The organism is Xanthomonas sp. WHRI 10207, from assembly GCF_040202975.1.
Lineage (GTDB): Bacteria > Pseudomonadota > Gammaproteobacteria > Xanthomonadales > Xanthomonadaceae > Xanthomonas.
The window spans coordinates 1,127,688-1,147,924 of record NZ_JBEGDX010000001.1; the positions used below are offsets into that span (position 1 = coordinate 1,127,688).

General features: G+C 64.8%; 19 protein-coding genes and 1 other RNA gene. 15 read left to right on the plus strand and 5 right to left on the minus strand.

Going from position 1 to position 20,237, the window contains the following annotated elements:
• Nucleotides 1–19 precede the first annotated feature (19 nt).
• Nucleotides 20–1,423, minus strand: coding sequence for an MFS transporter (locus tag ABQU90_RS05010; RefSeq protein ID WP_407078742.1), 1,404 nt, complete (start codon nucleotides 1,421–1,423; stop codon nucleotides 20–22).
• Between the two features lie 202 nt (nucleotides 1,424–1,625).
• Between ABQU90_RS05010 and ABQU90_RS05015 the strand changes: the two genes are divergently transcribed.
• The 3 genes from ABQU90_RS05015 to ABQU90_RS05025 all read left to right on the plus strand — a co-directional run bounded on the left by ABQU90_RS05015 (nucleotide 1,626) and on the right by ABQU90_RS05025 (nucleotide 3,406).
• A non-coding RNA gene (locus tag ABQU90_RS05015) (sX9 sRNA) lies at nucleotides 1,626–1,701 on the plus strand.
• 142 nt (nucleotides 1,702–1,843) lie between these two features.
• Nucleotides 1,844–2,845, plus strand: coding sequence for an LLM class flavin-dependent oxidoreductase (locus ABQU90_RS05020; RefSeq protein ID WP_323522161.1), 1,002 nt, complete (start codon nucleotides 1,844–1,846; stop codon nucleotides 2,843–2,845).
• Nucleotides 2,846–2,905: 60 nt separating this feature from the next.
• Nucleotides 2,906–3,406, plus strand: a complete 501-nt coding sequence (locus ABQU90_RS05025; protein WP_055844359.1) for a pyridoxamine 5'-phosphate oxidase family protein — start codon at nucleotides 2,906–2,908, stop codon at nucleotides 3,404–3,406.
• 423 nt (nucleotides 3,407–3,829) lie between these two features.
• Here ABQU90_RS05025 and ABQU90_RS05030 read toward each other — a convergent pair whose 3' ends face one another.
• On the minus strand, nucleotides 3,830–4,501 hold the full coding sequence (locus ABQU90_RS05030; RefSeq protein WP_055844356.1) for an exopolysaccharide biosynthesis protein: 672 nt from the start codon (nucleotides 4,499–4,501) through the stop codon (nucleotides 3,830–3,832).
• Nucleotides 4,485–5,825 (minus strand): hemolysin family protein, encoded by a 1,341-nt coding sequence (locus ABQU90_RS05035; RefSeq protein WP_055844353.1) that lies wholly within the window; start codon nucleotides 5,823–5,825, stop codon nucleotides 4,485–4,487. The genes ABQU90_RS05030 and ABQU90_RS05035 overlap by 17 nt, the downstream gene beginning before the upstream one ends.
• 274 nt (nucleotides 5,826–6,099) lie before the next feature.
• Between ABQU90_RS05035 and ABQU90_RS05040 the strand changes: the two genes are divergently transcribed.
• From ABQU90_RS05040 to ABQU90_RS05050, 3 genes are all read left to right on the plus strand, one after another.
• Nucleotides 6,100–6,726 (plus strand): DUF47 domain-containing protein, encoded by a 627-nt coding sequence (locus tag ABQU90_RS05040; protein ID WP_055844350.1) that lies wholly within the window; start codon nucleotides 6,100–6,102, stop codon nucleotides 6,724–6,726.
• A gap of 9 nt (nucleotides 6,727–6,735) precedes the next feature.
• Nucleotides 6,736–7,863 (plus strand): inorganic phosphate transporter, encoded by a 1,128-nt coding sequence (locus ABQU90_RS05045; protein WP_323516983.1) that lies wholly within the window; start codon nucleotides 6,736–6,738, stop codon nucleotides 7,861–7,863.
• Nucleotides 7,864–7,971: 108 nt separating this feature from the next.
• Nucleotides 7,972–8,733: a YdcF family protein gene (locus ABQU90_RS05050; RefSeq protein ID WP_115553565.1), complete on the plus strand. Its 762-nt coding sequence runs from the start codon at nucleotides 7,972–7,974 to the stop codon at nucleotides 8,731–8,733.
• A gap of 61 nt (nucleotides 8,734–8,794) precedes the next feature.
• Here the strand turns inward: ABQU90_RS05050 and ABQU90_RS05055 are convergent, their stop codons facing one another.
• Nucleotides 8,795–10,297: a S10 family peptidase gene (locus tag ABQU90_RS05055; RefSeq protein ID WP_323516979.1), complete on the minus strand. Its 1,503-nt coding sequence runs from the start codon at nucleotides 10,295–10,297 to the stop codon at nucleotides 8,795–8,797.
• A 139-nt stretch (nucleotides 10,298–10,436) separates the two neighbouring features.
• Here ABQU90_RS05055 and ABQU90_RS05060 point away from each other — a divergent pair, with 139 nt between their 5' ends.
• Entirely contained in the window at nucleotides 10,437–11,231 is a 795-nt protein-coding gene (locus ABQU90_RS05060) for a CDP-diacylglycerol diphosphatase (RefSeq protein ID WP_323522162.1), read from the plus strand.
• A 307-nt stretch (nucleotides 11,232–11,538) separates the two neighbouring features.
• On the opposite strand, the gene parE is transcribed toward ABQU90_RS05060, so the two are convergent.
• Nucleotides 11,539–13,428, minus strand: a complete 1,890-nt coding sequence (gene parE / locus ABQU90_RS05065) for a DNA topoisomerase IV subunit B (RefSeq protein ID WP_055844337.1) — start codon at nucleotides 13,426–13,428, stop codon at nucleotides 11,539–11,541.
• A 164-nt stretch (nucleotides 13,429–13,592) separates the two neighbouring features.
• On the opposite strand from parE, the gene ABQU90_RS05070 reads away from it, so the two are divergent.
• From ABQU90_RS05070 to ispF, 8 genes are all read left to right on the plus strand, one after another.
• The gene (locus ABQU90_RS05070) at nucleotides 13,593–13,835 is read left to right on the plus strand and encodes a hypothetical protein (protein ID WP_055844334.1); all 243 of its coding nucleotides are present in this window, start codon (nucleotides 13,593–13,595) and stop codon (nucleotides 13,833–13,835) included.
• Nucleotides 13,836–14,006: 171 nt separating this feature from the next.
• Complete coding sequence (pyrG, locus tag ABQU90_RS05075; protein WP_055844331.1) at nucleotides 14,007–15,671, plus strand: CTP synthase; 1,665 nt, start codon at nucleotides 14,007–14,009, stop codon at nucleotides 15,669–15,671.
• A 199-nt stretch (nucleotides 15,672–15,870) separates the two neighbouring features.
• Nucleotides 15,871–16,701 (plus strand): 3-deoxy-8-phosphooctulonate synthase, encoded by an 831-nt coding sequence (kdsA, locus tag ABQU90_RS05080; protein WP_005992423.1) that lies wholly within the window; start codon nucleotides 15,871–15,873, stop codon nucleotides 16,699–16,701.
• Between the two features lie 13 nt (nucleotides 16,702–16,714).
• Nucleotides 16,715–17,074 (plus strand): hypothetical protein, encoded by a 360-nt coding sequence (locus tag ABQU90_RS05085; RefSeq protein ID WP_323522163.1) that lies wholly within the window; start codon nucleotides 16,715–16,717, stop codon nucleotides 17,072–17,074.
• Nucleotides 17,075–17,206: 132 nt separating this feature from the next.
• A complete protein-coding gene (gene eno / locus ABQU90_RS05090; RefSeq protein WP_115511964.1) occupies nucleotides 17,207–18,499 on the plus strand; it encodes a phosphopyruvate hydratase in 1,293 nt (430 codons plus the stop codon).
• A gap of 3 nt (nucleotides 18,500–18,502) precedes the next feature.
• Complete coding sequence (gene ftsB, locus ABQU90_RS05095) at nucleotides 18,503–18,868, plus strand: cell division protein FtsB (protein WP_115511963.1); 366 nt, start codon at nucleotides 18,503–18,505, stop codon at nucleotides 18,866–18,868.
• Nucleotides 18,865–19,665 (plus strand): 2-C-methyl-D-erythritol 4-phosphate cytidylyltransferase, encoded by an 801-nt coding sequence (gene ispD, locus ABQU90_RS05100; protein ID WP_115584422.1) that lies wholly within the window; start codon nucleotides 18,865–18,867, stop codon nucleotides 19,663–19,665. Before ftsB ends, ispD begins: the two co-directional genes overlap by 4 nt.
• A 16-nt stretch (nucleotides 19,666–19,681) precedes the next feature.
• The gene (gene ispF / locus ABQU90_RS05105; protein ID WP_055844320.1) at nucleotides 19,682–20,173 is read left to right on the plus strand and encodes a 2-C-methyl-D-erythritol 2,4-cyclodiphosphate synthase; all 492 of its coding nucleotides are present in this window, start codon (nucleotides 19,682–19,684) and stop codon (nucleotides 20,171–20,173) included.
• The last annotated feature ends 64 nt before the right edge of the window (nucleotides 20,174–20,237 follow it).

The following is a 20,237-nucleotide window of genomic DNA, read 5'->3' on the forward strand; positions in this document are numbered from 1 at the left end:
TCACACCACTGCGCAGGCGCTAGCCCGCAATCTCTTCCAGCGCACGATTACGCGTGCGCGGCCCGAACACGGCGATCACGCTCGCCACGATCGACATGCTGATCACGATAAACGTCAGCACGCCATGGCTGCCGACCTGGGCAAGCAGCCAGCCGATCAATACGCTGCTCACCGCCGTCGACAGACGGCTGAACGAGTAGCAAAACCCGACCGCCCGCGCACGCAATCCGGTGGGGAACAGTTCGGCCTGATAACCGTGGTAGGCAAAACTCATCCAGGCATTGCAGAACGCGATCATCGCCCCGCACAGCACCATGCCGATGGCGTCATGCTGCAGCAAAAACAGCACGCCAAACAGCACCGCGCCCAGCGCCGACGCGGTGATCTGCCACTTGTTTTCCCAGCGCTGCGCAAAGCGCAGCAACAGCAGCGGCGCAAGCGGGTAGGCCAGCGAAATCGCAAACGAATAGCCCAGGCTCTTGGTGACACCGGTGCCTTGCGCTGCAATCAAGGCTGGCAACCAGTTGCCGAAGCCGAAGAAACCGATGGCCTGAAAAATGTGGAACACCACCAACATGCCGATGCGCCCGCGATACGGTGCCCGCCACAAGGCCGACACCCGCGCCTGGCTGGCGGGCGCTGTGGTGGCCAGTTGCGGCTCGGGCAACGGCGCGCCGATGTCGCGCACGCAGCGCGCTTCCAGTTGATTCAGCACCGCGTCCGCTTCGGCATGGCGGCCCTGCGCTGCCAGCCAGCGCGCCGATTCAGGCAAGCGGCTGCGCAACCACCAGATCGCCAACGCAAACACACCGCTCAGCAGCACGACCCAACGCCAGCCGCTCACTCCCAGTGGCGCATGCGGCACCAGCAGCCACGCGGCCAGCGCCACTGCGGGCACCGCCAGAAACTGCACGAAGAAGGCAAACGCGAACGCCGCGCTGCGCATGTGCCGCGGGACCAGCTCGGACAGATAGGTATCGATGGTCACCAGTTCGATGCCCAGCCCGATCCCCACCACAAAGCGCAGCACGATGACCCCGGTAGCCGTGCTCTGCAGGCCCATCGCCACGGTGGCGGCGGTGTACCAGACCAGCGCGAAGGTGAACACCAGGCGGCGGCCGAAGCGGTCAGCGAACGGACTCAACAGCGCGGCGCCGACGAACAGCCCAAGAAACGTCGCTGCGGCGAATGCGGCCTGATCCGACATCCCGAAGACGCCATCGGCACCCTTGGCAAAAATGCCGTCGGCAATCAGCCCCGGGCTGATGTAGGCGGTCTGGAACAGGTCGTACAGCTCGAAGAACCCGCCCAACGCCAGCAGGCCGACCAGCCGCCACAGCGTGGCGCTGGCCGGCAGTCGGTCGATGCGCGCGGAAATCTGAGCGGCACCGGAGTCATGGGCAGGCGGGGGGGGCATGGTCATCGTGGTGTCGCATTGCAAGGCAATCCGCATCATAGCCAGCGGCCTGATCCGGCCGCGCCGGCCCTTCGTCGCGCGGTCGATGGGTTCGCGCTTAGGTCGCTGCATCTGCTGCAGCGACGCGGTCATCTGTCCATAGAGCGGTCGATACAATGACTGTGTAGCCGCCAGGCGGGCGCGGCCGGTGCCCGGTGTCCGGCGGGGCATGTACCGCTCGTGCACTCCCGTTCTTGCGCGCCGGCCACACCTGCCTCACGACTGCAGACGATGGGGTGTCGGCCACTGTTGATGACGCAGGCCGCGCACCCGTATCCGGTGTTCGGCTGCTGGAATGCTGTAATCCCCTCAGCGCCAGACAACCGACTGGCAATGCCGCCCGGGCAGCCCCATCTCTTGCACATCACTTAGTTCCGGAGCCGTCCGATGACGCCCATTTCCGTGCTCGACCTGGCGCCCGTCTGCGAAGACAGCGACACAACACACGCCTTCGCCAACATGCTCGATCTGGCGCAACACGCCGAGCGCTGGGGCTATCACCGGTACTGGCTGGCCGAGCACCACAACATGCCCGGCATTGCCAGCGCCGCCACCGCAGTATTGATCGGCCACGTCGCCGGCGGCACCAAGACCATCCGCGTCGGTTCCGGCGGCATCATGCTGCCCAACCATGCCCCCCTGCAGGTGGCCGAACAGTTCGGCACGCTGGCGTCGCTGTACCCGCAGCGCATCGATCTGGGCCTGGGCCGCGCCCCCGGAACCGATCAACCCACCGCACGCGCCTTGCGCCGCTATTTCGACGGTGCCGACCAGTTCCCGCAGGACGTGGCGGAGTTGCTGCGTTACTTCGCCCCCGCGGTGCCGGGGCAGTTGGTGCAGGCCGTCCCCGGCGCCGGGATCCATGTGCCGGTGTGGCTGCTGGGATCCAGCCTGTTCAGTGCGCGGCTGGCTGCCGCGATGGGGTTGTCGTTCGCGTTCGCCTCGCACTTCGCGCCCGATGCGATGGACGAGGCGGTGGCGATCTACCGCCGCGAATTCCGTCCGTCCGCGCAGTTGGCCAAGCCGCACGTCATGCTCGCCCTGAACGTGGTGGCTGCCGAGACCGAAGCGCAGGCGCGTCGGTTGTTCACTACCCAGCAGCAGAGTTTCGTCAATCTGCGTCGCGGCAAGCTCAGCAAGATCCCGCCGCCCATCGACGATATCGACAGCTTCTGGCAGCCGCATGAGCGTGTCGGTGTGGAGCGTGCCCTGGCATGCACCGTGCTCGGCGATACCGACCAGGTTGCGCAGGGCGTGGCCGCCTTTATCGATCGCCACGGCCCGGACGAGTTGTTGTTCACCGCCAACATCTACGATCACGCCGCGCGCCTGCGTTCGTTCGAGATCGCGGCAGAAGCGGTCCGCGAGTTGGACGTGACCACTGCGTGATTCACGTCGCTTTGCGCGTCGATCCGCTCAGATGCATGCATCTCCATTGGGAACACACGCATGCAACTTCAGGAACGTAGCGAGAGCATCAAGCAGTTGGCGGAATTGATTCGCGGCGTGGACATTGCGATGTTCACGACCGTCTCGGCGGACGGCAAGCTGGTGAGCCGCCCGCTGGGCACGCAGGAAGTCGAATTCGACGGCGACCTGTGGTTCGCCACCGCCGCCGACAGCCCGAAAGTGGCGGAAATCGCTGCCGACCCACGCGTCAACGTGGCCTACGCCTCGGCATCCAAGAACACCTACGTGTCGGTCGCAGGCACTGCGCGCGTGGTGCACGACCGCGCCAAGATCGATGCGTTGTGGTCGCCGGCAATGAAAGTGTTTTTCCCCGGCGGCAAGGACGACCCCAACCTGCGCTTGATCCATGTGCGCGCCGAGTCGGCAGAGTATTGGGACGGCCCCAGCGGCCTGCTGGGCAAGGCGCTGTATTTCGTCATGGCCGCCGTCACCGACGATACCGCCAGCCTCTCGGATAACCGCGTGGTCGATCTGAAGTAAGCAAGACCTGACGTAAGCGCCAAGCCCTGATCGGAGCACCAGGACCTGACGTAACCGACAAGTCCCGATCTAATGACCAAGGTTTGGCTTTAGTACGACGATCGGGCGTTCCAGGCGATCGGTCCTTCTAAAGGCGGCGAAAACCAATCGCCGCACGGGCCGTCTGGGTTCCATAACGCAACGTTATCCGCATGGTGCGTACGCGACACCACCGCAACCCAAGATCGCTCAACCGCCCGCCAAGCGCTTTAGCCCCTCTCCTGCGGGAGAGGGGTTGGGGTGAGGGTAGGTCTGCCAGCAACCTCGACGTTGAACGAACATCCCAACTAGCCTTCGCCAGCGAAAAAGTGTCGCCCATTCCAGCATCAGAGGTGATCCGTCAGCGCCAAAAAGCCCAATCCGGCGCGCACTCGACGGTAGAACTCAACGCCACGCCACCGGCCACCACCCACGAATCAGATCCAGCAACTGATCCGAGGTGATGCCGAACACCGCGATCGACACCAGCGCCGCGGCCCAGCCGACCAGCATCAGCGCGCCGTCGCGCTCCAGCAAGGCCAGCGCAAACAGCAGCAGGATCAAGCCGAACAGATAGTTGGTAAACGGGATCGGCAGCGTCAGTAAAATGCCGACCAGCACCAGCAGCAACCCGGTGAACACCTGCGCCGGTATCCGATCGAGCACCCCGTGCAAACGCGGCTTGAGCAGGCGGTCCAACCGCTGCAGCGTCGGCGCCAGTTTCGCCACGAAACGCTGGCTGGTGCGTCGCCGCGGCCCACGGTTGCCGATAAAAGCCGGCACCCACGGCTTGCGCAGGCAGCACATCATCTGCACTCCGATCAGCACCGTCAGCGGCCCGCTGATGCCGCCGGCCACGCCCGGAATCGGGATGAACGACGGTAGGATCGCCAGAAATAAAAATACCCCGAATGCGCTCTGCTGCAGGTCGGCCAGAATCTCGCGCACCCGCAGCACCTGCTCCGGGTCGCCGTCGCTGAAGGCCGCCAACAAACTGCGGATACCTTCATTGCGGTAGCGCATCTGCTCGCCGCCGGAGTCGTCGGATGGCGGCGCGCCGTTATCCGACGATGTCATCGCTGTCCTCGTCGCCGACGCGGCTCAGCAACAGCTTGTCCACGCGCGCACCATCCAGATCCACGATCTCGATGCGCCAGCCGGCCCAATCGAAGAATTCGCCGGCCTGCGGAATGCGCCCGAAGTAGTAAATGCACAGCCCGGCCAGCGTGTGGTAATCGCCCTCGTCGGCTTCCGGAAGTTCGGCGCCCAGCACTTCGCGCAATTCTTCCACCGGCAGCGAACCGTCGATCAGCAGCGAGCCATCCGCACGGGTGATCACCAGGGCGTCTTCGTCGGTGTTTTCCACCGCCTGCAGGCGTCCCACCACTGCGCCCATCAAGTCGCTGATGGTGACCAGTCCGCGGATTTCGCCGTATTCGTCGACCACCAGCGCCATCGACTGCTGTTCTTCGCGAAAGATCTCCAGCAGCTTCATCGCATGCGTGGACTCGGACACGAACAAGGTATCGCGCAGTGCCTGGAACAGGTGCTCGCCATGCCCGCCCAGGCGGGTGACCAGCGATTTGACCTCCAGCACCCCGGCAATGTCCTGGTCGCTGCCGCGATACACCGGGTAACGCGAGAACTCGTGCTCGCGCATCATCTGCAGGTTGCGTTCCGGTTCGGCATTGGCATCCAGCCAGGCGATGCGGTTGCGCGGCGTCATCAGGCTGTCGGCGGTGCGGTCGCCCAGGCGCATCACCCGGTTCATCATGTCGCGCTCGTGCGCGTCGATCACGCCGGCTTCGTGGCTTTCGGCCACCAGCATGCGGATTTCTTCTTCGGTGATCGATGCCGATTCGTCCTTGCCCATGCCCAGCATGCGCAGCACCAACCGCGTGGAGCGCGCCAGCACCCACACCCCGGGCGCGGCGATCTTGGCCAGCCAGGTCATCGGCACCGCGACAAAGCCGGCGATATCTTCGGAATTGCGCAATGCCAGCCGCTTGGGCACCAACTCGCCGAAGATCAGCGTCAAAAAGGTGATCAGCGCCACTGCCAGCGTGCTGCCGATCACCACTGAATACGGTTTAGGATCGCCGACCAGCGAGAAGGTGGCCGACAGCGCAGGGAAGGCCAGCTGCAGCCGCTCGCCGATGGCCTCGCCGATGGCTTCGCCGCCGAACAGGCCGGTCAGGATGCCGATCGAGGTGATACCGATCTGGACCGTGGACAGGAAGTTCTCGGGGCTCTCGGCCAAGGCCAGCGCCCGCGCGGCGCGCTTGCTGGAGCCAGCCATCTGCTTCAGGCGGCTCTTGCGCGAGGTCATCAACGACATCTCCGACATGGCGAAGAAGCCGTTCAACACGATCAGTGCGATGACGATCAGAAACTCAACCACGGGCGTCTTCCCCGGTCAGTGAAGGGGAGGGCGGGCAAGCGCGGGGTTGGCCGGCGCGCACAGGGGCGGGGCGGCAACGGGGAAATATAGGGTCGTCTTCCATAGGGTGCGCCCGAAAGCGCGGAGGCATGTTAGCAAATTACAGGGTGATTCGAGCCGGGAAATGCCGATGTGAAGGCCGTGCGCGGCGCCGATGTACCCAGACAGGTCATGGAACGGTCATAATTCGTCCTTGGCGCCCGTCTCTCCCTCGACGGCAGGAAGTTCTCCACCCATGTTCTCGTTGCAGACCATCTTCGGTTCCGGCAAGCAGTTCTATTCGCTTCTGAACGAAGCGGCGCAGGCCGCCTACGACAGCACCAAGGCGTTGCACGCCATGATGCGCACGTCCGACCGGCAGCCCGCGCTGGACGCCTTCAAGCTGGCCCGCCTGCGCGAACGCGCCGCCTCCGACAAGATCGGCCAGGCGCTGGTGGACAGCTTCATGACCCCGATCGAGCGCGAAGACATCGAAGCGCTGGGCTCGGCGTTGTACAAGATTCCCAAGCAGGTCGAAAAATTCGCCGACCGCTATTCGCTGGCCACCAAGCACCTGGAACACATCGACTTCGCTCCGCGCGCGGCGATGCTGGAGCAGGCCGCCGCGGTGGTGGTGGAGATGGTCACCGACCTGCCGCAGATGAACATCGATCGCATGACTGCGCTCAACGACAAGCTGCGCACGCTGGAAAACGAGGCCGACCGCCTGATGCTCGAGTTGTACCGCGACATCTATTCCGGCCGCCTGGACACGCTGCAGATGTTCCTGCTCAAGGAGTTCTTCGAGATCCTGGAGAAAGCCATCGACCGTTGCCGCGAGGCAGGGGTGGTGGTGTACCAGATCGTATTGAAGAACAGCTGAGGTCGCCGCGTGCTTACCCTTGTTCTGGTGGTGATCCTGGCCGCGTTGGTGTTCGAGTTCATCAACGGCTTCCACGACACTGCCAATTCCATCGCCACTGTTGTCGCCACCAAGGTGTTGTCGCCGGGTTGGGCGGTGATGCTGGCCGCCGGCATGAATTTGATCGGCGCCCTGACCGGCACTGCGGTGGCCTTGACGATTGCGTCTGGCCTGCTCAACACCAACGTGGTCGAGGTCACCCCGCAGGTGATTTTGTGCGCGCTGCTGGGCGGCATCATCTGGAACCTGATCACCTGGTGGAAGGGCCTGCCGTCGTCGTCCTCGCATGCGCTGATCGGTGGCCTGTGCGGCGCCGGTCTGGCCGCCGCGCACAACAATTGGGACGCGTTGATCTGGTCGGAAAGCGTCGGCAACTGGGCCAAGAACAAGGGCCTGTTGTGGAAGGTGTTTGTGCCGATGATCACCTCGCCGATCGCCGGCTTCCTGCTCGGTATCGTGGTGATGATGCTGCTGTGGGCCATCATCGCCGGCATGTCGCGGCTCGGTGGGCGGATCGGGCGGCTGGCGCGGCCGCGCTGGGTCAATGCGTTCTTCGGCAAGGCGCAGATCGCCTCGGCCGCGTACATGGGCTACGCCCACGGCCATAACGATGCGCAGAAGACCATGGGCATCATTGCGATGACCCTGATAGGTGCGCAGTCGGCCGGTGCGCTGGACAATCTGCCGAGCTGGCTGGCATTTCTGCATCCGGGTACCGGCCTGGCCGCCGGTGACGGCATCCCGATGTGGATCGTGCTGACCTGCGCGGTGGTGATGGCGGCCGGCACCGCGTCAGGTGGCTGGAAGATCATCAAGACGCTCGGCCACAAGATGGTCAAGCTGCATCCCATCCACGGCTTTGCCGCCGAAACCAGCTCGGCCACCGTGCTCACCGTGGCTGCGCATTTCGGCATGCCGGTGTCGACCACGCACAGCATTTCGACCGCGATCATGGGCGTGGGGTTTGCCAAGAACCCGCGTTCGCTGCGGCTGGGCGTGATCGAGCGCATCGTCTGGGCGTGGATCCTCACCATCCCAGCCGCGGGCGGTGTGGCGTATCTGATCCTGACGCTGTTCGAGCTGTTTGGCTGGACCTGATGCGATGTCGCGGAGCGGTCACGCACCGCCGTCACGCTGCGCTGTTATTGCGCAAGGGATCTGCCGTGACCGGGGGTGCCTGCGCGTCCTGAGTGAGAACCTTCCGCGATGATGCTTGCCCTGGTGTGCGTGTTGTTCGGCTTGGCCTGGTTGATCGACCGTCGCGGATCGCGGCGGTTGTCGCGCGTGCTGGCCGGGGCCAGCCTGGCGCTGGTGTTCGCGGTCGGTTGCGGGCCGCTGCCATCGTGGATGCTGCAGAACCTGCAACACACCGGCCTCAACGATTTCAATGCATGGGGCGCGCGCAACGTCATCGTGCTGCTGGGCGCCGGCACCGTGCGCCCGCAAGGCCGCGATGCGGTGGCCGAGGCCAATATGTTCGCCTATGGCCGCATCGTCGAATCGGCGCGGCTGTATCGGCAATGCCGGCACAGCGGCGGCGATTGCAAGATCGAGATCAGCGGCGGCGACGCACGCGGCCTGGGCCTGTCGGAGGCGGTGGTGTATCAGCGCGTGTTGATCGGGCTGGGGATCGATCGGACAGACCTGATCATGGAGCCGTCCAGCATGAACACCTGGCAGAACGCGCAATTCAGTCAGCCCTTGCTGCGCGCGCACCGGCCCGATCGCGTCGTGCTGGTGTCCTCGGCCACGCATCTGCGCCGCGCCGAGCTGTACTTCCGCCATTTCGGGATCGATGCCATTCCGGTGCGCGCCGACTGGCTCACCGCGTCCTGGTCGATCCTGCCGCAGAGCTACAACTTCACCCTGGCCGATGTCGCCTTGCACGAATACCTGGGCATCGCGCGGTACCGGCTTTACCAATGGATGGGCTGGAACGTGAAAGCGACCGCGCCTGGCGCGGTCTAAAGCGTCACGACGCGGTTGATTCATCGCCGGACGTAAGTCGCACGCCCGGCACTGCATGCGCTCAGCGCGTTTCGTACATCGCCTTGACGTCGCGACGGAACGCGGCCTGGCTATCGGCGCGGTTGTAGAACATGTGGCCGCCCGGATATTCGTGTACCTGCACGCGGTTGGGGTCGCCCATCGCCGGCATCTGATCCACGGTGAGCACCGAGCCCATGAACGGGCAGGAGAGGTCGTTCCAGCCATGTGCGATCAGCACCCGCAGCTTGGGGTCGATTGCCACCGACTGACGCAGCTGCGTCACCGCACCCTTGCGCAGCTCATCGCCCCATTCCCACGCCGTATTGACCTCGTAATTGATCGCCTGATAGCGCGCATCGACTTTCCAGCCGACGATCCGGGTGACGAAGTCCACCATCGCGGTGGTGGTCGGGGCGATGATGCTGTCCAGCAGCGGGTCGCTGGCGCGCTGCGTGGGGTCGTTGGGGAACGGGTCGAAGGCGGTCACGTTGGCGTCGTAGCGGCTGCCCAGCTCGCCCTTGTCGCGAAACACTTCGCGTAGATACGCCTGGGTTTCCAGCCGTCCACCGGAGCGGCGCACATAGGCCGGATCCAGCCCGGTCATGCGGGTGACCTGTTGCAGCATCGCCTCCGTAGCCTGCGGGTCGGTGCGGCCTTTCATCAGCGCCACCGCGTAGTCGCTGCGGGTGTAGTCGATCACCTGGCGCATCGCGCTGTCGCTGAGTTGGCCCTGGCGTTCCAGATGCGCAGCGGCGATCGAGGGCAGGGTCAGCATCCACGCCAGCGGCGAGACGTCACTGTTGTCGTCCAGGGTCGGGTTGAGGAACGGCGAGACCAGCACCACGCCGTTCATCGCCACGCCAAGGCGGGTCTGCAGATACTGGGTGATGCGCGGGCCGCGGAAACCGCCATAGCTTTCGCCGACCAGATACTTGCGCGTCTGCAGGCGGCGATTCTTCAGCAGCCAGTCGTAGATCACGCGCGAAAGATATTCGACGTCGGCCTGCGGGTTGTAGAACTGCTTCTTGGCTTCGTCATCGCCGATCAGTGCGCGGCTGAAGCCGGTGCCGACCGGGTCGATGAACACCAGATCAGTAAAGTCCAGCCAGGTGCCAGGATTGTCGCGCAAGGTCGCCGGCGCAGATGCACTGTCGCCTTCGGCGCCGAAGCCGACCACCTTCGGCCCGATTGCGCCCATGTTCAGATACACCGACGCCGCGCCTGGTCCGCCGTTCAAGGCAAAGGTCACCGGGCGGTCCTTGCCGTCCACGGTGTAGGCGGTGAATACCACCTCGCCGGTGGTCTTGCCCTGCGCATCGCGCACCGGCAGCGTGCCGACGGTGGCGGTGTAACTCAGCGTTCGCCCGGCAAGGCGCGTACTTTGGCGCACGCTGACATCGGCCGGCAGCGGTGCGGGTTTGCTCGCAGCGGCATCGGCCTTGGCGTCAGGCTTGGAATCGGTCTTGCTGTCCTGCGCGGCGGCGAATGCCGGGACGCCGAACAGCAGGCAGGCCAGCAGGCCGGTATGGAACAAGGAGGGCATGGGCAATCGGCAGTCGAACGGAAGAACGCTGATGCTAGGCTGCGGCACCACGCGGTGGATGTGCAAAAAGGCATGCCTGTCGCGCTGACCGATTCCGAGCGGGTCGCTATCATCGCGCGCCCTGGTAATCGAGCTGCAGATGAGACCTGGCGCCGTTCGACATGCGTGTGCCGTGTTGCTGCTGTTGGCTGGCTGTGCGGCAGCGCCACCTGCACCGGTACGCCATCCCAGCGACCCGGATGCGTTGTGGCGCATCGTCTCGACCCGATGCCTGGCAGAGGCGCCGCGGCCGCCCGACTGCGCCGCCGTGTGGTCGGATCCGGCGCGCCGGGCGGTGCTGTTGAAAGACCGTCACGGCAGCTTCCAGTATTTGTTGGTGCCCAGCGTGCGGGTCAGTGGAATCGAAGACCCCGCGTTGCTGCGCGCCGACGCGCCGAATTATTTCGCCACTGCCTGGGACGCGCGCAGCTTCGTGGCGCAGGCGCTGCAACGTCCGCTGCCAAGGCAATACGTGAGCCTTGCGTTGAACTCGCCGCACGGGCGCTCGCAGGAGCAGCTGCATATCCACATCGATTGCCTGCGTCCGGACGTATACGCAGCGCTACAGCGTCAGCGCACTGAGATCGGCCCGGAATGGCGTGCCCTGGCCGAGCCGCTGCTGGGGCATGTGTATCTGGCCAGGACGCTGGAAGGCACTGCGCTGGAGCAAGATCCGATTCGCCTGCTCGCAGACGCGCTTCCTGCCGATGCCAGCTTGCGCGATTACTCGCTGGTGGTCGCCGGCGCGCAACTGCAGGACGGGCGACCGGGGTTCGTTCTACTGGCGACACGGCAGGATGCACCCAGCGGTAACCGTGCCAGTGGCGAAGAAGTGCAGGACCACGCCTGCGGTCTGGTGACCGGTGCAACGCAGGTGTTGCCGGGCGTACGTTGAGGTGGTGTTAGACCGGCTCGTCAGCGCGCCCTGGTTATTAAGCGCGATGCGTTGCAGTTCAAGTAGACGGATCGCTGCCGGTAGGTGGCGAAAGTCAGTACCGCACACGGTCATCGCTGTATCTGCTTTGCCTGCGCAACTATGCCTTTGGCAAGGTGCTTGGCGGCACGCGCACGCGCACCAGCAGTAAGCGCGTGTGCTGCGTCCTCTCTACGCAGAGTGAGCGCTTAACCACGCACACGCGTGCAAGAAGCGTACGCGTGTGCGTTGCCCTCTCTGTGTTGAGAGAGGGCGTTTTTGCAGGGCTTTAGACTTCCAGCGACGCCAGGTCGCCCTTGGTTTCCAGCCACTGCTTGCGGTCGCCCGCGCGTTTTTTTGCCAGCAGCATGTCCATCAACGAGCGGGTCTGCTCGCCGTCGTCGATGGTCAACTGCACCAGCCGGCGCGTGTCCGGATGGATGGTGGATTCGCGTAGCTGCTGCGGGTTCATCTCGCCCAGGCCCTTGAAGCGGGTGACGCTGATCTGGCCCTTCATTTTCTCGCGCGCGATCTTGTCCAGCAGCGTGGTCTTTTCTTCTTCATCCAGCGCGTAGAACACCTGCTTGCCCACGTCCACGCGGAACAGCGGCGGCATCGCCACGAACACATGTCCGGCGGCCACCAGCGCGGGGAAATGCTGCAGGAACAGGGCCGTCAACAACGTGGCGATATGCAGGCCGTCGGAGTCCGCATCGGCCAGGATCACCACCTTGCCGTAGCGCAGCCCGGTGATGTCGTCCTTGCCCGGGTCGCAGCCAATCGCAATGGCCAGGTTGTGCACTTCTTCAGACGCCAGCACGCTACCCGATGCCACTTCCCAGGTGTTGAGGATCTTGCCGCGCAGCGGCAGGATCGCCTGGAAATCCTTGTCGCGCGCCTGCTTGGCCGAGCCGCCGGCCGAGTCGCCTTCGACCAGGAACAGTTCGGTGCGCGACAGATCCTGGCTGATGCAGTCGGCCAGCTTGCCGGGCAGGGCGGGGCCCTGGGTGACCTTCTTGCGGACGATCTGCTTTTCGGTCTTCAGCCGCGCACTGGCGCGGTCGATGGCGATCTGCGCGATCTTCTCGCCGATGTCCACGTTCTGATTGAGATACAGGCTGAAGGCATCGTGCGCGGCGCCTTCGATGAAGCCGGCCGCCTGGCGCGAGGACAGCCGTTCCTTGGTCTGCCCGGAGAACTGCGGGTCGGTCATCTTCAGGCTGAGCACGAAGGTGACCCGGTCCCACACGTCTTCCGGCGCCAGCTTGACGCCGCGCGGCAGCAGATTGCGGAAGTCGCAGAACTCGCGCAGCGCATCGGTCAGGCCCGAACGCAGGCCGTTGACGTGGGTGCCGTGCTGCGCGGTCGGGATCAGGTTGACGTAGCTTTCCTGTACCAGCTCGCCTTCGGGTACCCAGGCTGCGGCCCAGTCGACGATCTCGGTGTCTTTCTTCAGGCTGCCTGCGAACAGGTCGGCCGGCAGCATCTCGTGCTCGGCCATCTCGCCCTTCAAATAATCGCGCAGGCCGTTTTCGAAGTACCAGCTGTCCTGCTCGCCGGTGGCCTCGTCATGCAGCTTGACGGTCAGGCCAGGGCACAGCACCGCCTTGGCGCGCAGCAGATGGCGCAGCGCACGCACATTGAATTTGGGTGTGTCGAAGTACTTCGGGTCGGCCCAGAAGCGCAGCCGCGTACCAGTGTTCTTCTTGCCGACCGTGCCGACGACCTCCAGCTTGGAGGCGGCGATGCCGTCGTGGAACTCCATGCGGTGCTCGCTGCCTTCGCGCTTGATGAACAGCTCGACCTTGGTCGAGAGCGCATTGACCACGCTCACGCCCACGCCGTGCAGGCCGCCAGAGAAGGTGTAGTTGCGGTTATTGAACTTGCCGCCGGCGTGCAGGCGGGTCAGGATCAGTTCGACACCGGGAATCTTCTCTTCCGGATGCATGTCCACCGGCATGCCGCGCCCGTCATCGGACACTTCGCAGCTGCCGTCCTTATACAAGGTGACTTCGACCTGCCGGGCGTGGCCGGCCAGCGCTTCATCGACGGAGTTGTCGATCACCTCCTGCGCCAAATGGTTCGGGCGCGCGGTGTCGGTATACATGCCCGGGCGGCGTTTGACCGGGTCCAGGCCCGACAGCACTTCAATATCGGCGGCGTTATAACGGGTGTTCATGCATCTCGCTGGCACGTGAAACGACGCGCAAGTGTGGCGGCTGGGGCGTTTTTTTGCACGCGACCGGCATTCAGTGCGCGGCCGGGTACCACTGGCTACCCTGGCGTTGGTTTCGGAACCAAACGTCCCCACCTGAGGATGTCACCGACGCCAAAGAGGACGCCATGAAGTTCAAGCACATCCTGATGCTCACCCTCGGTGCGGCCGCGGTCGCAGCACTTCCTGCCCTGGCCCAGGCGGCTCCGCAGCAGACCGGGCAGGGCGCCACCGCGCAAAAGGCCGACGATGCCAAGGCCAAGACCGACGCTGAGCGCAAGGCCGAGCGCCGCGCCGCCGCTGCCGCGCAGAAGCCCAAGGCCGACAACGCGCCGCGTGAGGAAGAGGAAGAAGAGAAGCCCGCACGCTGACGCATCTGCGCAGCGCGACGTGTTCCACGGACGCCCCGGCTTCGGCCGGGGCGTCTGCATTTGCGCGCCGTGGCGCGCATTTGCCGCGTGCGACGCCCCGGGCGTCACACAACCCTTGGGCATTCGCCCGTCACCCGCTAAACTATGGCTTTCCGGGAGGCTTCAAGCCCCATGACCCCCCTGATTTTTGTTACCGGCGGCGTAGTGTCCTCGCTAGGCAAGGGCATTGCCGCCGCTTCGCTTGCCTCCATTCTGGAAGCGCGTGGCCTCAAGGTCACGATGATGAAGCTGGACCCGTACATCAATGTGGACCCGGGCACGATGAGCCCGTTCCAGCATGGCGAGGTCTACGTCACCGACGACGGTGCCGAAACCGACCTGGACCTGGGCCACTACGAGCGCTACGTGCGCACGCGGCTGTCGCGCAAGAATTCGGTCACCACCGGCCGGATCTACGAGAACGTGATCCGCAAGGAGCGCCGCGGCGATTACCTGGGCGCCACCGTGCAGGTGATCCCGCACATCACCGACGAAATCCGCCGTTGCATCGACGAGGCTACGGCCGGCTTCGATGTGGCGCTGATCGAGATCGGCGGCACCGTCGGCGATATCGAGTCGCTGCCGTTCCTGGAAGCCATTCGCCAGGTCCGCACCGAGCGCGGCGCGGAAAAAGCCATGTTCATGCACCTCACCCTGGTGCCGTACATCGCCGCGGCCGGTGAGTTGAAGACCAAGCCGACCCAGCACTCGGTCAAGGAACTGCGCTCGATCGGCATCCAGCCGGACGTGCTGCTGTGCCGCTCCGAGCAGGCGGTGCCGGATTCGGAGCGTCGCAAGATCGCCTTGTTCACCAACGTCTCCGAGCGCGCGGTGATCAGCTGCCCGGATATCGACGTGCTCTACGGCATGCCGCTGGAATTGCTGCGCCAGGGCCTGGACGAGCTGGTCATCGATCAGTTCAAGCTGCGCGACAAGGTCGCCGCAGCCGATCTGTCCGAATGGGCGGCGGTGGTGGATGCGGTCAAGCATCCGCTCGACGAAGTCACCATCGCGGTGGTCGGCAAGTACGTCGATCACCAGGACGCCTACAAGTCGGTGGCCGAGGCGCTGCGTCACGGCGGTCTGCGCCAGCGCACCAAGGTCAACTTGAAGTGGCTGGAAGCGCAGGATCTGGAAGGCAGCGACATGGCGGCCTTGCAGGACATCGACGGCATTCTGGTGCCGGGCGGCTTCGGCGATCGCGGGTTCGAAGGCAAGGTGCAGACCTCCAAGTTCGCGCGCGAGCACAAGGTGCCGTATTTCGGCATCTGCTACGGCATGCAGGCCGCGGTGGTGGACTATGCGCGCCATGTCGCCGATCTGGACGCGGCCAACAGTACCGAAAACGATCGCCAGTCGCCGCATCCGGTGATCGGCCTGATCACCGAATGGCGCACCGCCACCGGCGAAGTCGAAAAGCGCGACGAAAAATCCGATCTGGGCGGCACCATGCGGCTGGGCTTGCAGGAGCAGCGACTCAAGCCGGGCACGCTGGCGCGCGAGGTGTATGGCAAGGACGTGGTGGCCGAGCGTCATCGCCATCGCTACGAGTTCAACAACCGCTACCGTACCCAGCTGGAAGATGCCGGCCTGGTGATCTCCGGCAAGTCGATGGACGACACGCTGGTGGAAGTGGTCGAGCTGTCGCGCGATGCACACCCGTGGTTCCTGGCCTGCCAGGCGCATCCGGAGTTCCTGTCCACCCCGCGCGACGGGCACCCGTTGTTCATCGGCTTCGTGCGCGCCGCGCGCGAGAAGAAGGCCGGCGGCAAGCTGCTCAAGGAAGCGCGTGCGTGAGCAGTGCCTTCTCCCCTCGGGAGAAGGTGGCTCCAAGCGCCGGAGCGCCGCAATACACCGGAAGATGGCGGTCCTGATGGACGCGTCGCCACGCGCAGCCAGGGCAAACCATCGGGCTTCGCAAGCGCTTCGCAACCGTACCCGCACCCCAGCCTCTCTCCCGACGGGAGAGGGGCTTCAATCGAAATAAGGTGACCTGATGAAACTGTGTGACTTTGAAGTCGGCCTCGACCAGCCGTTGTTTCTGATTGCAGGCCCGTGCGTGATCGAGTCGATGCAGTTGCAGCTCGACGTCGCCGGCAAGCTCAAGGAGATCACCGGCAAGCTCGGGGTCAACTTCATCTTCAAGTCGAGCTTCGACAAGGCCAACCGCACCTCGGGCACCAGCTTCCGCGGCCCCGGCCTGGAAGAAGGATTGAAGGTGCTGGACGCGGTGAAAAAGCAGATCGGCGTGCCGGTGCTCACCGACGTGCACGAATACACCCCGATGAACGAAGTCGCCGCCGTCGTCGACGTGTTGCAGACCCCGGCGTTTCTGGTGCGCCAGACTGACTTCATCAAGAACGTCTGCGCCGCCGGCAAGCCGGTCAACATCAAGAAGGGTCAGTTCCTGGCGCCGTGGGACATGAAGCCGGTGGTCGAAAAAGCCAAGTCGACCGGCAACGAGCAGATCATGGTCTGCGAGCGTGGCGCCTCGTTCGGCTACAACAATCTGGTCAGCGACATGCGCTCGCTCAGCGTGATGCGCGACACCGGCTGCCCGGTGGTGTTCGATGCCACGCATTCGGTGCAGTTGCCGGGCGGGCAGGGCAGCAGCTCCGGTGGCCAGCGCGAGTTCGTACCGGTGCTGGCGCGTGCTGCGGTGGCCGTGGGCATTTCAGGCCTGTTCGCCGAAACCCATCCGGACCCGTCCAAAGCGCTCTCCGATGGCCCCAATGCCTGGCCGCTGGACCGCATGGAAGAACTTCTCGAAACGCTGATGGAACTGGATGCAGTGACCAAGAAGCACGGGTTCGCGCGCTTCGCATGAGTTCTGACGTCGTATGAGTTCCGACCCATGGGCGTTGGCGGCAGCGCGTCGCCAACGCCGGCACTGGCGGCAATGGCCCTGGGGCTGGATGGCGTTGGGGATGTCGCTCGCGGCATGGGCCTGTCTGGCCGTGATGGCCTTCCTGGTGACCGCCAGCATCGGCATGCCGGGCGACGGCAGCCATGCGATGCAGGCCACGCGCATTCCAATGTTTGTCACGCTGCTGGTAGGCGCGCTGGTCACGCTGGGCGGTCTTGTCGCCAGCCCGGTCGCGTTCTCGCAGCGTCGCCAGCCGGGCGCTGCAGCCATGGGCCTGGCGCTGCTGCTCTTGCTACTGCTGTTTTGTTTGTCGCTGCTGTCCCTGAGAGCCTAGTCGCGCAGTCTTGCCGGCTTGCCGGTCTGGCACGCATCCAGCCCCATGCGATTTGGCAATGGACCGGTGTGCAGCGATAATCCGGCAGCTTGTTTCCGGTGTACTTCCCCCTTACTGGTAACCGATCGACCTATGACCACTATCGCCAAGATCCTCGCCCGCGAAATCCTCGATTCCCGCGGCAATCCCACGCTGGAGGCCGAAGTCACGCTGGCAGACGGCTCGTTCGGCCGCGCGGCCGTGCCCTCGGGCGCCTCGACCGGCACCAAGGAAGCGGTGGAGCTGCGCGACGGCGACAAGACCCGTTACATGGGCAAGGGCGTGCGCCACGCGGTGGACAACGTCAACGGCACCATTGCCGAGACGCTCAAGGATTTCGACGCGGCCGACCAGCAGGGTCTGGACCGTCGCCTGATCGACCTGGATGGCACCGAGAACAAGGGCCGCCTGGGCGCCAACGCGCTGCTGGGTGTTTCGCTGGCCGCCGCGCATGCGGTTGCCGCCTCGCGCAAGCAGCCGCTGTGGCAGTACCTGTCCACCATCACCGAATCCGATGTGCAATTGCCGGTGCCGATGATGAACATCATCAACGGCGGCGCGCATGCCGACAACAACGTCGACTTCCAGGAATTCATGGTGCTGCCGGTCGGTTGCAGCTCGTTCTCCGAAGCGCTGCGCGCCGGCACCGAAATCTTCCATTCGCTCAAGTCGGTGCTCAAGGGCCACGGTCTGAGCACGGCGGTGGGCGATGAAGGCGGCTTTGCGCCGGACTTCCGCAGCAACGTCGAAGCGCTGGACACCATTCTCGAAGCGATCGGCAAGGCTGGTTACACCGCCGGCGAAGACGTGCTGCTGGGCCTGGACGTGGCCTCCAGCGAGTTCTACGACAACGGCAAGTACAATCTGGTCGGCGAGAACAAGCGCCTGACCAGCGAGCAGTTCGTCGACTTCCTGGCCGACTGGGTTGCGCAGTACCCGATCATCAGCATCGAAGACGGCCTGGCCGAAGACGATTGGGCCGGCTGGAAGTTGCTGACCGACCGCGTCGGCAAGAAGGTGCAGCTGGTGGGCGACGATCTGTTCGTCACCAACCCGAAGATCTTCAAGCAGGGCATCGACTCGGGCACCGCCAACGCGATACTGATCAAGGTCAACCAGATCGGCACGCTGACCGAAACGCTGGAAGCGATCGCCATGGCGCACGCAGCCAACTATGCGTCCATCGTCTCGCACCGTTCCGGCGAAACCGAAGACACCACCATCGCCGACATCGCCGTGGCCACCACCGCCACCCAGATCAAGACCGGCTCGCTGTGCCGCAGCGACCGTGTGGCCAAGTACAACCAACTGCTGCGCATCGAGCAGGCGTTGGGCTCCGGCGCGCGTTACGCCGGCCGCGACGCGTTCGTTTCGATCAAGCGATAAGCCGTGCGCAACTGGCGCTGGCTACTGCTGGTGCTGGCGGTGCTGCTGGCTTGGCTGCAGTACCGCTTCTGGTTCGGGCCTGGGAATTCCGGTGAAGTCATGATGCTGGAAGCCCAGGTCGCGCATCAGACACAGGACAACGAAGGTCTGCGCCAACGCAACCAGGCGTTGGCAGCAGAGGTGAAGGATTTGAAGGACGGCGAGGCGGCAATCGAAGAGCGCGCACGCAGCGAGCTGGGCATGATCAAACCGGGCGAGACGTTCTATCGCGTGGTCGAAGATGCGCCACTGCTGCCTGCCGCAACCACTGAACCTGCGCCCGCGCCGGCCACGTCCGAGCCCGCATCTGCGACGGAACAGCATCCATGACCGGCTCGATCTGGGCCATCGTGCCGGCCGCAGGGCGCGGCACGCGGTTTGGCGGCGCGCTTCCCAAGCAATACCTGCCAGCAGCGGGCCAACCGCTGATGGCCTACACCTTGGCAGCGCTGGCCGCGCATCCGGCGGTCGCCGGCATTCTGGTGGCGATTGCGCCGGGCGATGCCGACTGGCCGGGCTGGACGGCGGTGCAGTCCAAGCCGGTGTTGACCTGCGTTGGCGGTGCCACACGCGCAGCTTCGGTACTGGCCGGCTTGCTGGCCCTGCCCGAGAGCGTGCGTGCGGACGACTTCGTGCTGGTGCACGACGCCGCGCGTCCGAATCTGGCATTGGCAGATCTGGACCGGCTGTTGGAAATCGGCCGTGGCGACCCGGTCGGCGCGATCCTGGCCGCACCGGTGCGCGACACGCTTAAACGTGCCGGCGACGACGGCGGTATCGATGGCACCGAACCACGCGAGCGCCTGTGGCGCGCGCTGACACCGCAGCTGTTTCGGCGGCATCAACTGATTCGGGGCCTCACCGACGCGTCGGCTGCCGGTGTCGACGTCACCGACGAGGCCATGGCGATGGAGCGACTTGGGTTGCGTCCGTTGCTGGTGGAAGGCGCCGAGGACAATTTCAAGGTCACCACGCCGGCGGATCTGGCACGCTTCGAGTTCGAACTTGTACGCCGCGGCGTTGCGGTAGACGCCGATCCGGCCGCTGCGTCCTACGAGGTTGCGCTACCCGCGCGCAGCGATGCCGGGCTGGGCATCGTTGCCAGCGACGGCAGCGACGCCTCTTAATCACCACGGGTTTTCCATGTCCTTCAATTTCCGAATCGGCCAGGGCTACGACGTACATGCGTTTGGCGATGGCGACCATGTGATGCTTGGCGGCGTGCGTGTCGCGCATAGCCACGGCGTGCTCGCGCACAGCGATGGCGATGTGGTGTTGCACGCACTCTGCGATGCGATGCTGGGCGCGTTGGCGCTGGGCGATATCGGCCAGCATTTCCCGCCCTCGGATGAGCGCTGGAAGGATGCCGACAGCGCGCAGTTTCTGCAGCACTGCGATCAATTGCTGCGCGAGCGTGGCTGGCGCGTCGGCAATGCCGATATCACCGTCATCTGCGAGCGGCCCAAGGTTGGCCCGCATGCGCTGGCCATGCGCGAACGCATTGCCGGGCTGCTGGGCATCGAGCTCGATGCGGTCAGCGTCAAGGCGACAACCAGCGAGAAGCTCGGCTTCACCGGTCGTGGCGAAGGTATCGCCGCGCAGGCTGCGGTGCTGCTGGGCAAGATCGCGCTCTAAGCGCGGCTAACACACATAGCGAGCGGGTGTGGACGGCCGCGCTCGGAACTGCAGTGTATGAGTC

Excerpts from the sequence above, each read along its gene's own strand:
- ABQU90_RS05010 (WP_407078742.1), bottom strand. The coding sequence starts at position 1,423 with ATGACCATGCCCCCCCCGCCTGCCCATGACTCCGGTGCCGCTCAGATT.
- ABQU90_RS05020 (WP_323522161.1), top strand. The coding sequence starts at position 1,844 with ATGACGCCCATTTCCGTGCTCGACCTGGCGCCCGTCTGCGAAGACAGC.
- ABQU90_RS05025 (WP_055844359.1), top strand. The coding sequence starts at position 2,906 with ATGCAACTTCAGGAACGTAGCGAGAGCATCAAGCAGTTGGCGGAATTG.
- ABQU90_RS05030 (WP_055844356.1), bottom strand. The coding sequence starts at position 4,501 with ATGACATCGTCGGATAACGGCGCGCCGCCATCCGACGACTCCGGCGGC.
- ABQU90_RS05040 (WP_055844350.1), top strand. The coding sequence starts at position 6,100 with ATGTTCTCGTTGCAGACCATCTTCGGTTCCGGCAAGCAGTTCTATTCG.
- ABQU90_RS05050 (WP_115553565.1), top strand. The coding sequence starts at position 7,972 with ATGATGCTTGCCCTGGTGTGCGTGTTGTTCGGCTTGGCCTGGTTGATC.
- ABQU90_RS05055 (WP_323516979.1), bottom strand. The coding sequence starts at position 10,297 with ATGCCCTCCTTGTTCCATACCGGCCTGCTGGCCTGCCTGCTGTTCGGC.
- ABQU90_RS05060 (WP_323522162.1), top strand. The coding sequence starts at position 10,437 with ATGAGACCTGGCGCCGTTCGACATGCGTGTGCCGTGTTGCTGCTGTTG.
- parE (WP_055844337.1), bottom strand. The coding sequence starts at position 13,428 with ATGAACACCCGTTATAACGCCGCCGATATTGAAGTGCTGTCGGGCCTG.
- ABQU90_RS05070 (WP_055844334.1), top strand. The coding sequence starts at position 13,593 with ATGAAGTTCAAGCACATCCTGATGCTCACCCTCGGTGCGGCCGCGGTC.
- pyrG (WP_055844331.1), top strand. The coding sequence starts at position 14,007 with ATGACCCCCCTGATTTTTGTTACCGGCGGCGTAGTGTCCTCGCTAGGC.
- kdsA (WP_005992423.1), top strand. The coding sequence starts at position 15,871 with ATGAAACTGTGTGACTTTGAAGTCGGCCTCGACCAGCCGTTGTTTCTG.
- ABQU90_RS05085 (WP_323522163.1), top strand. The coding sequence starts at position 16,715 with ATGAGTTCCGACCCATGGGCGTTGGCGGCAGCGCGTCGCCAACGCCGG.
- eno (WP_115511964.1), top strand. The coding sequence starts at position 17,207 with ATGACCACTATCGCCAAGATCCTCGCCCGCGAAATCCTCGATTCCCGC.
- ispD (WP_115584422.1), top strand. The coding sequence starts at position 18,865 with ATGACCGGCTCGATCTGGGCCATCGTGCCGGCCGCAGGGCGCGGCACG.
- ispF (WP_055844320.1), top strand. The coding sequence starts at position 19,682 with ATGTCCTTCAATTTCCGAATCGGCCAGGGCTACGACGTACATGCGTTT.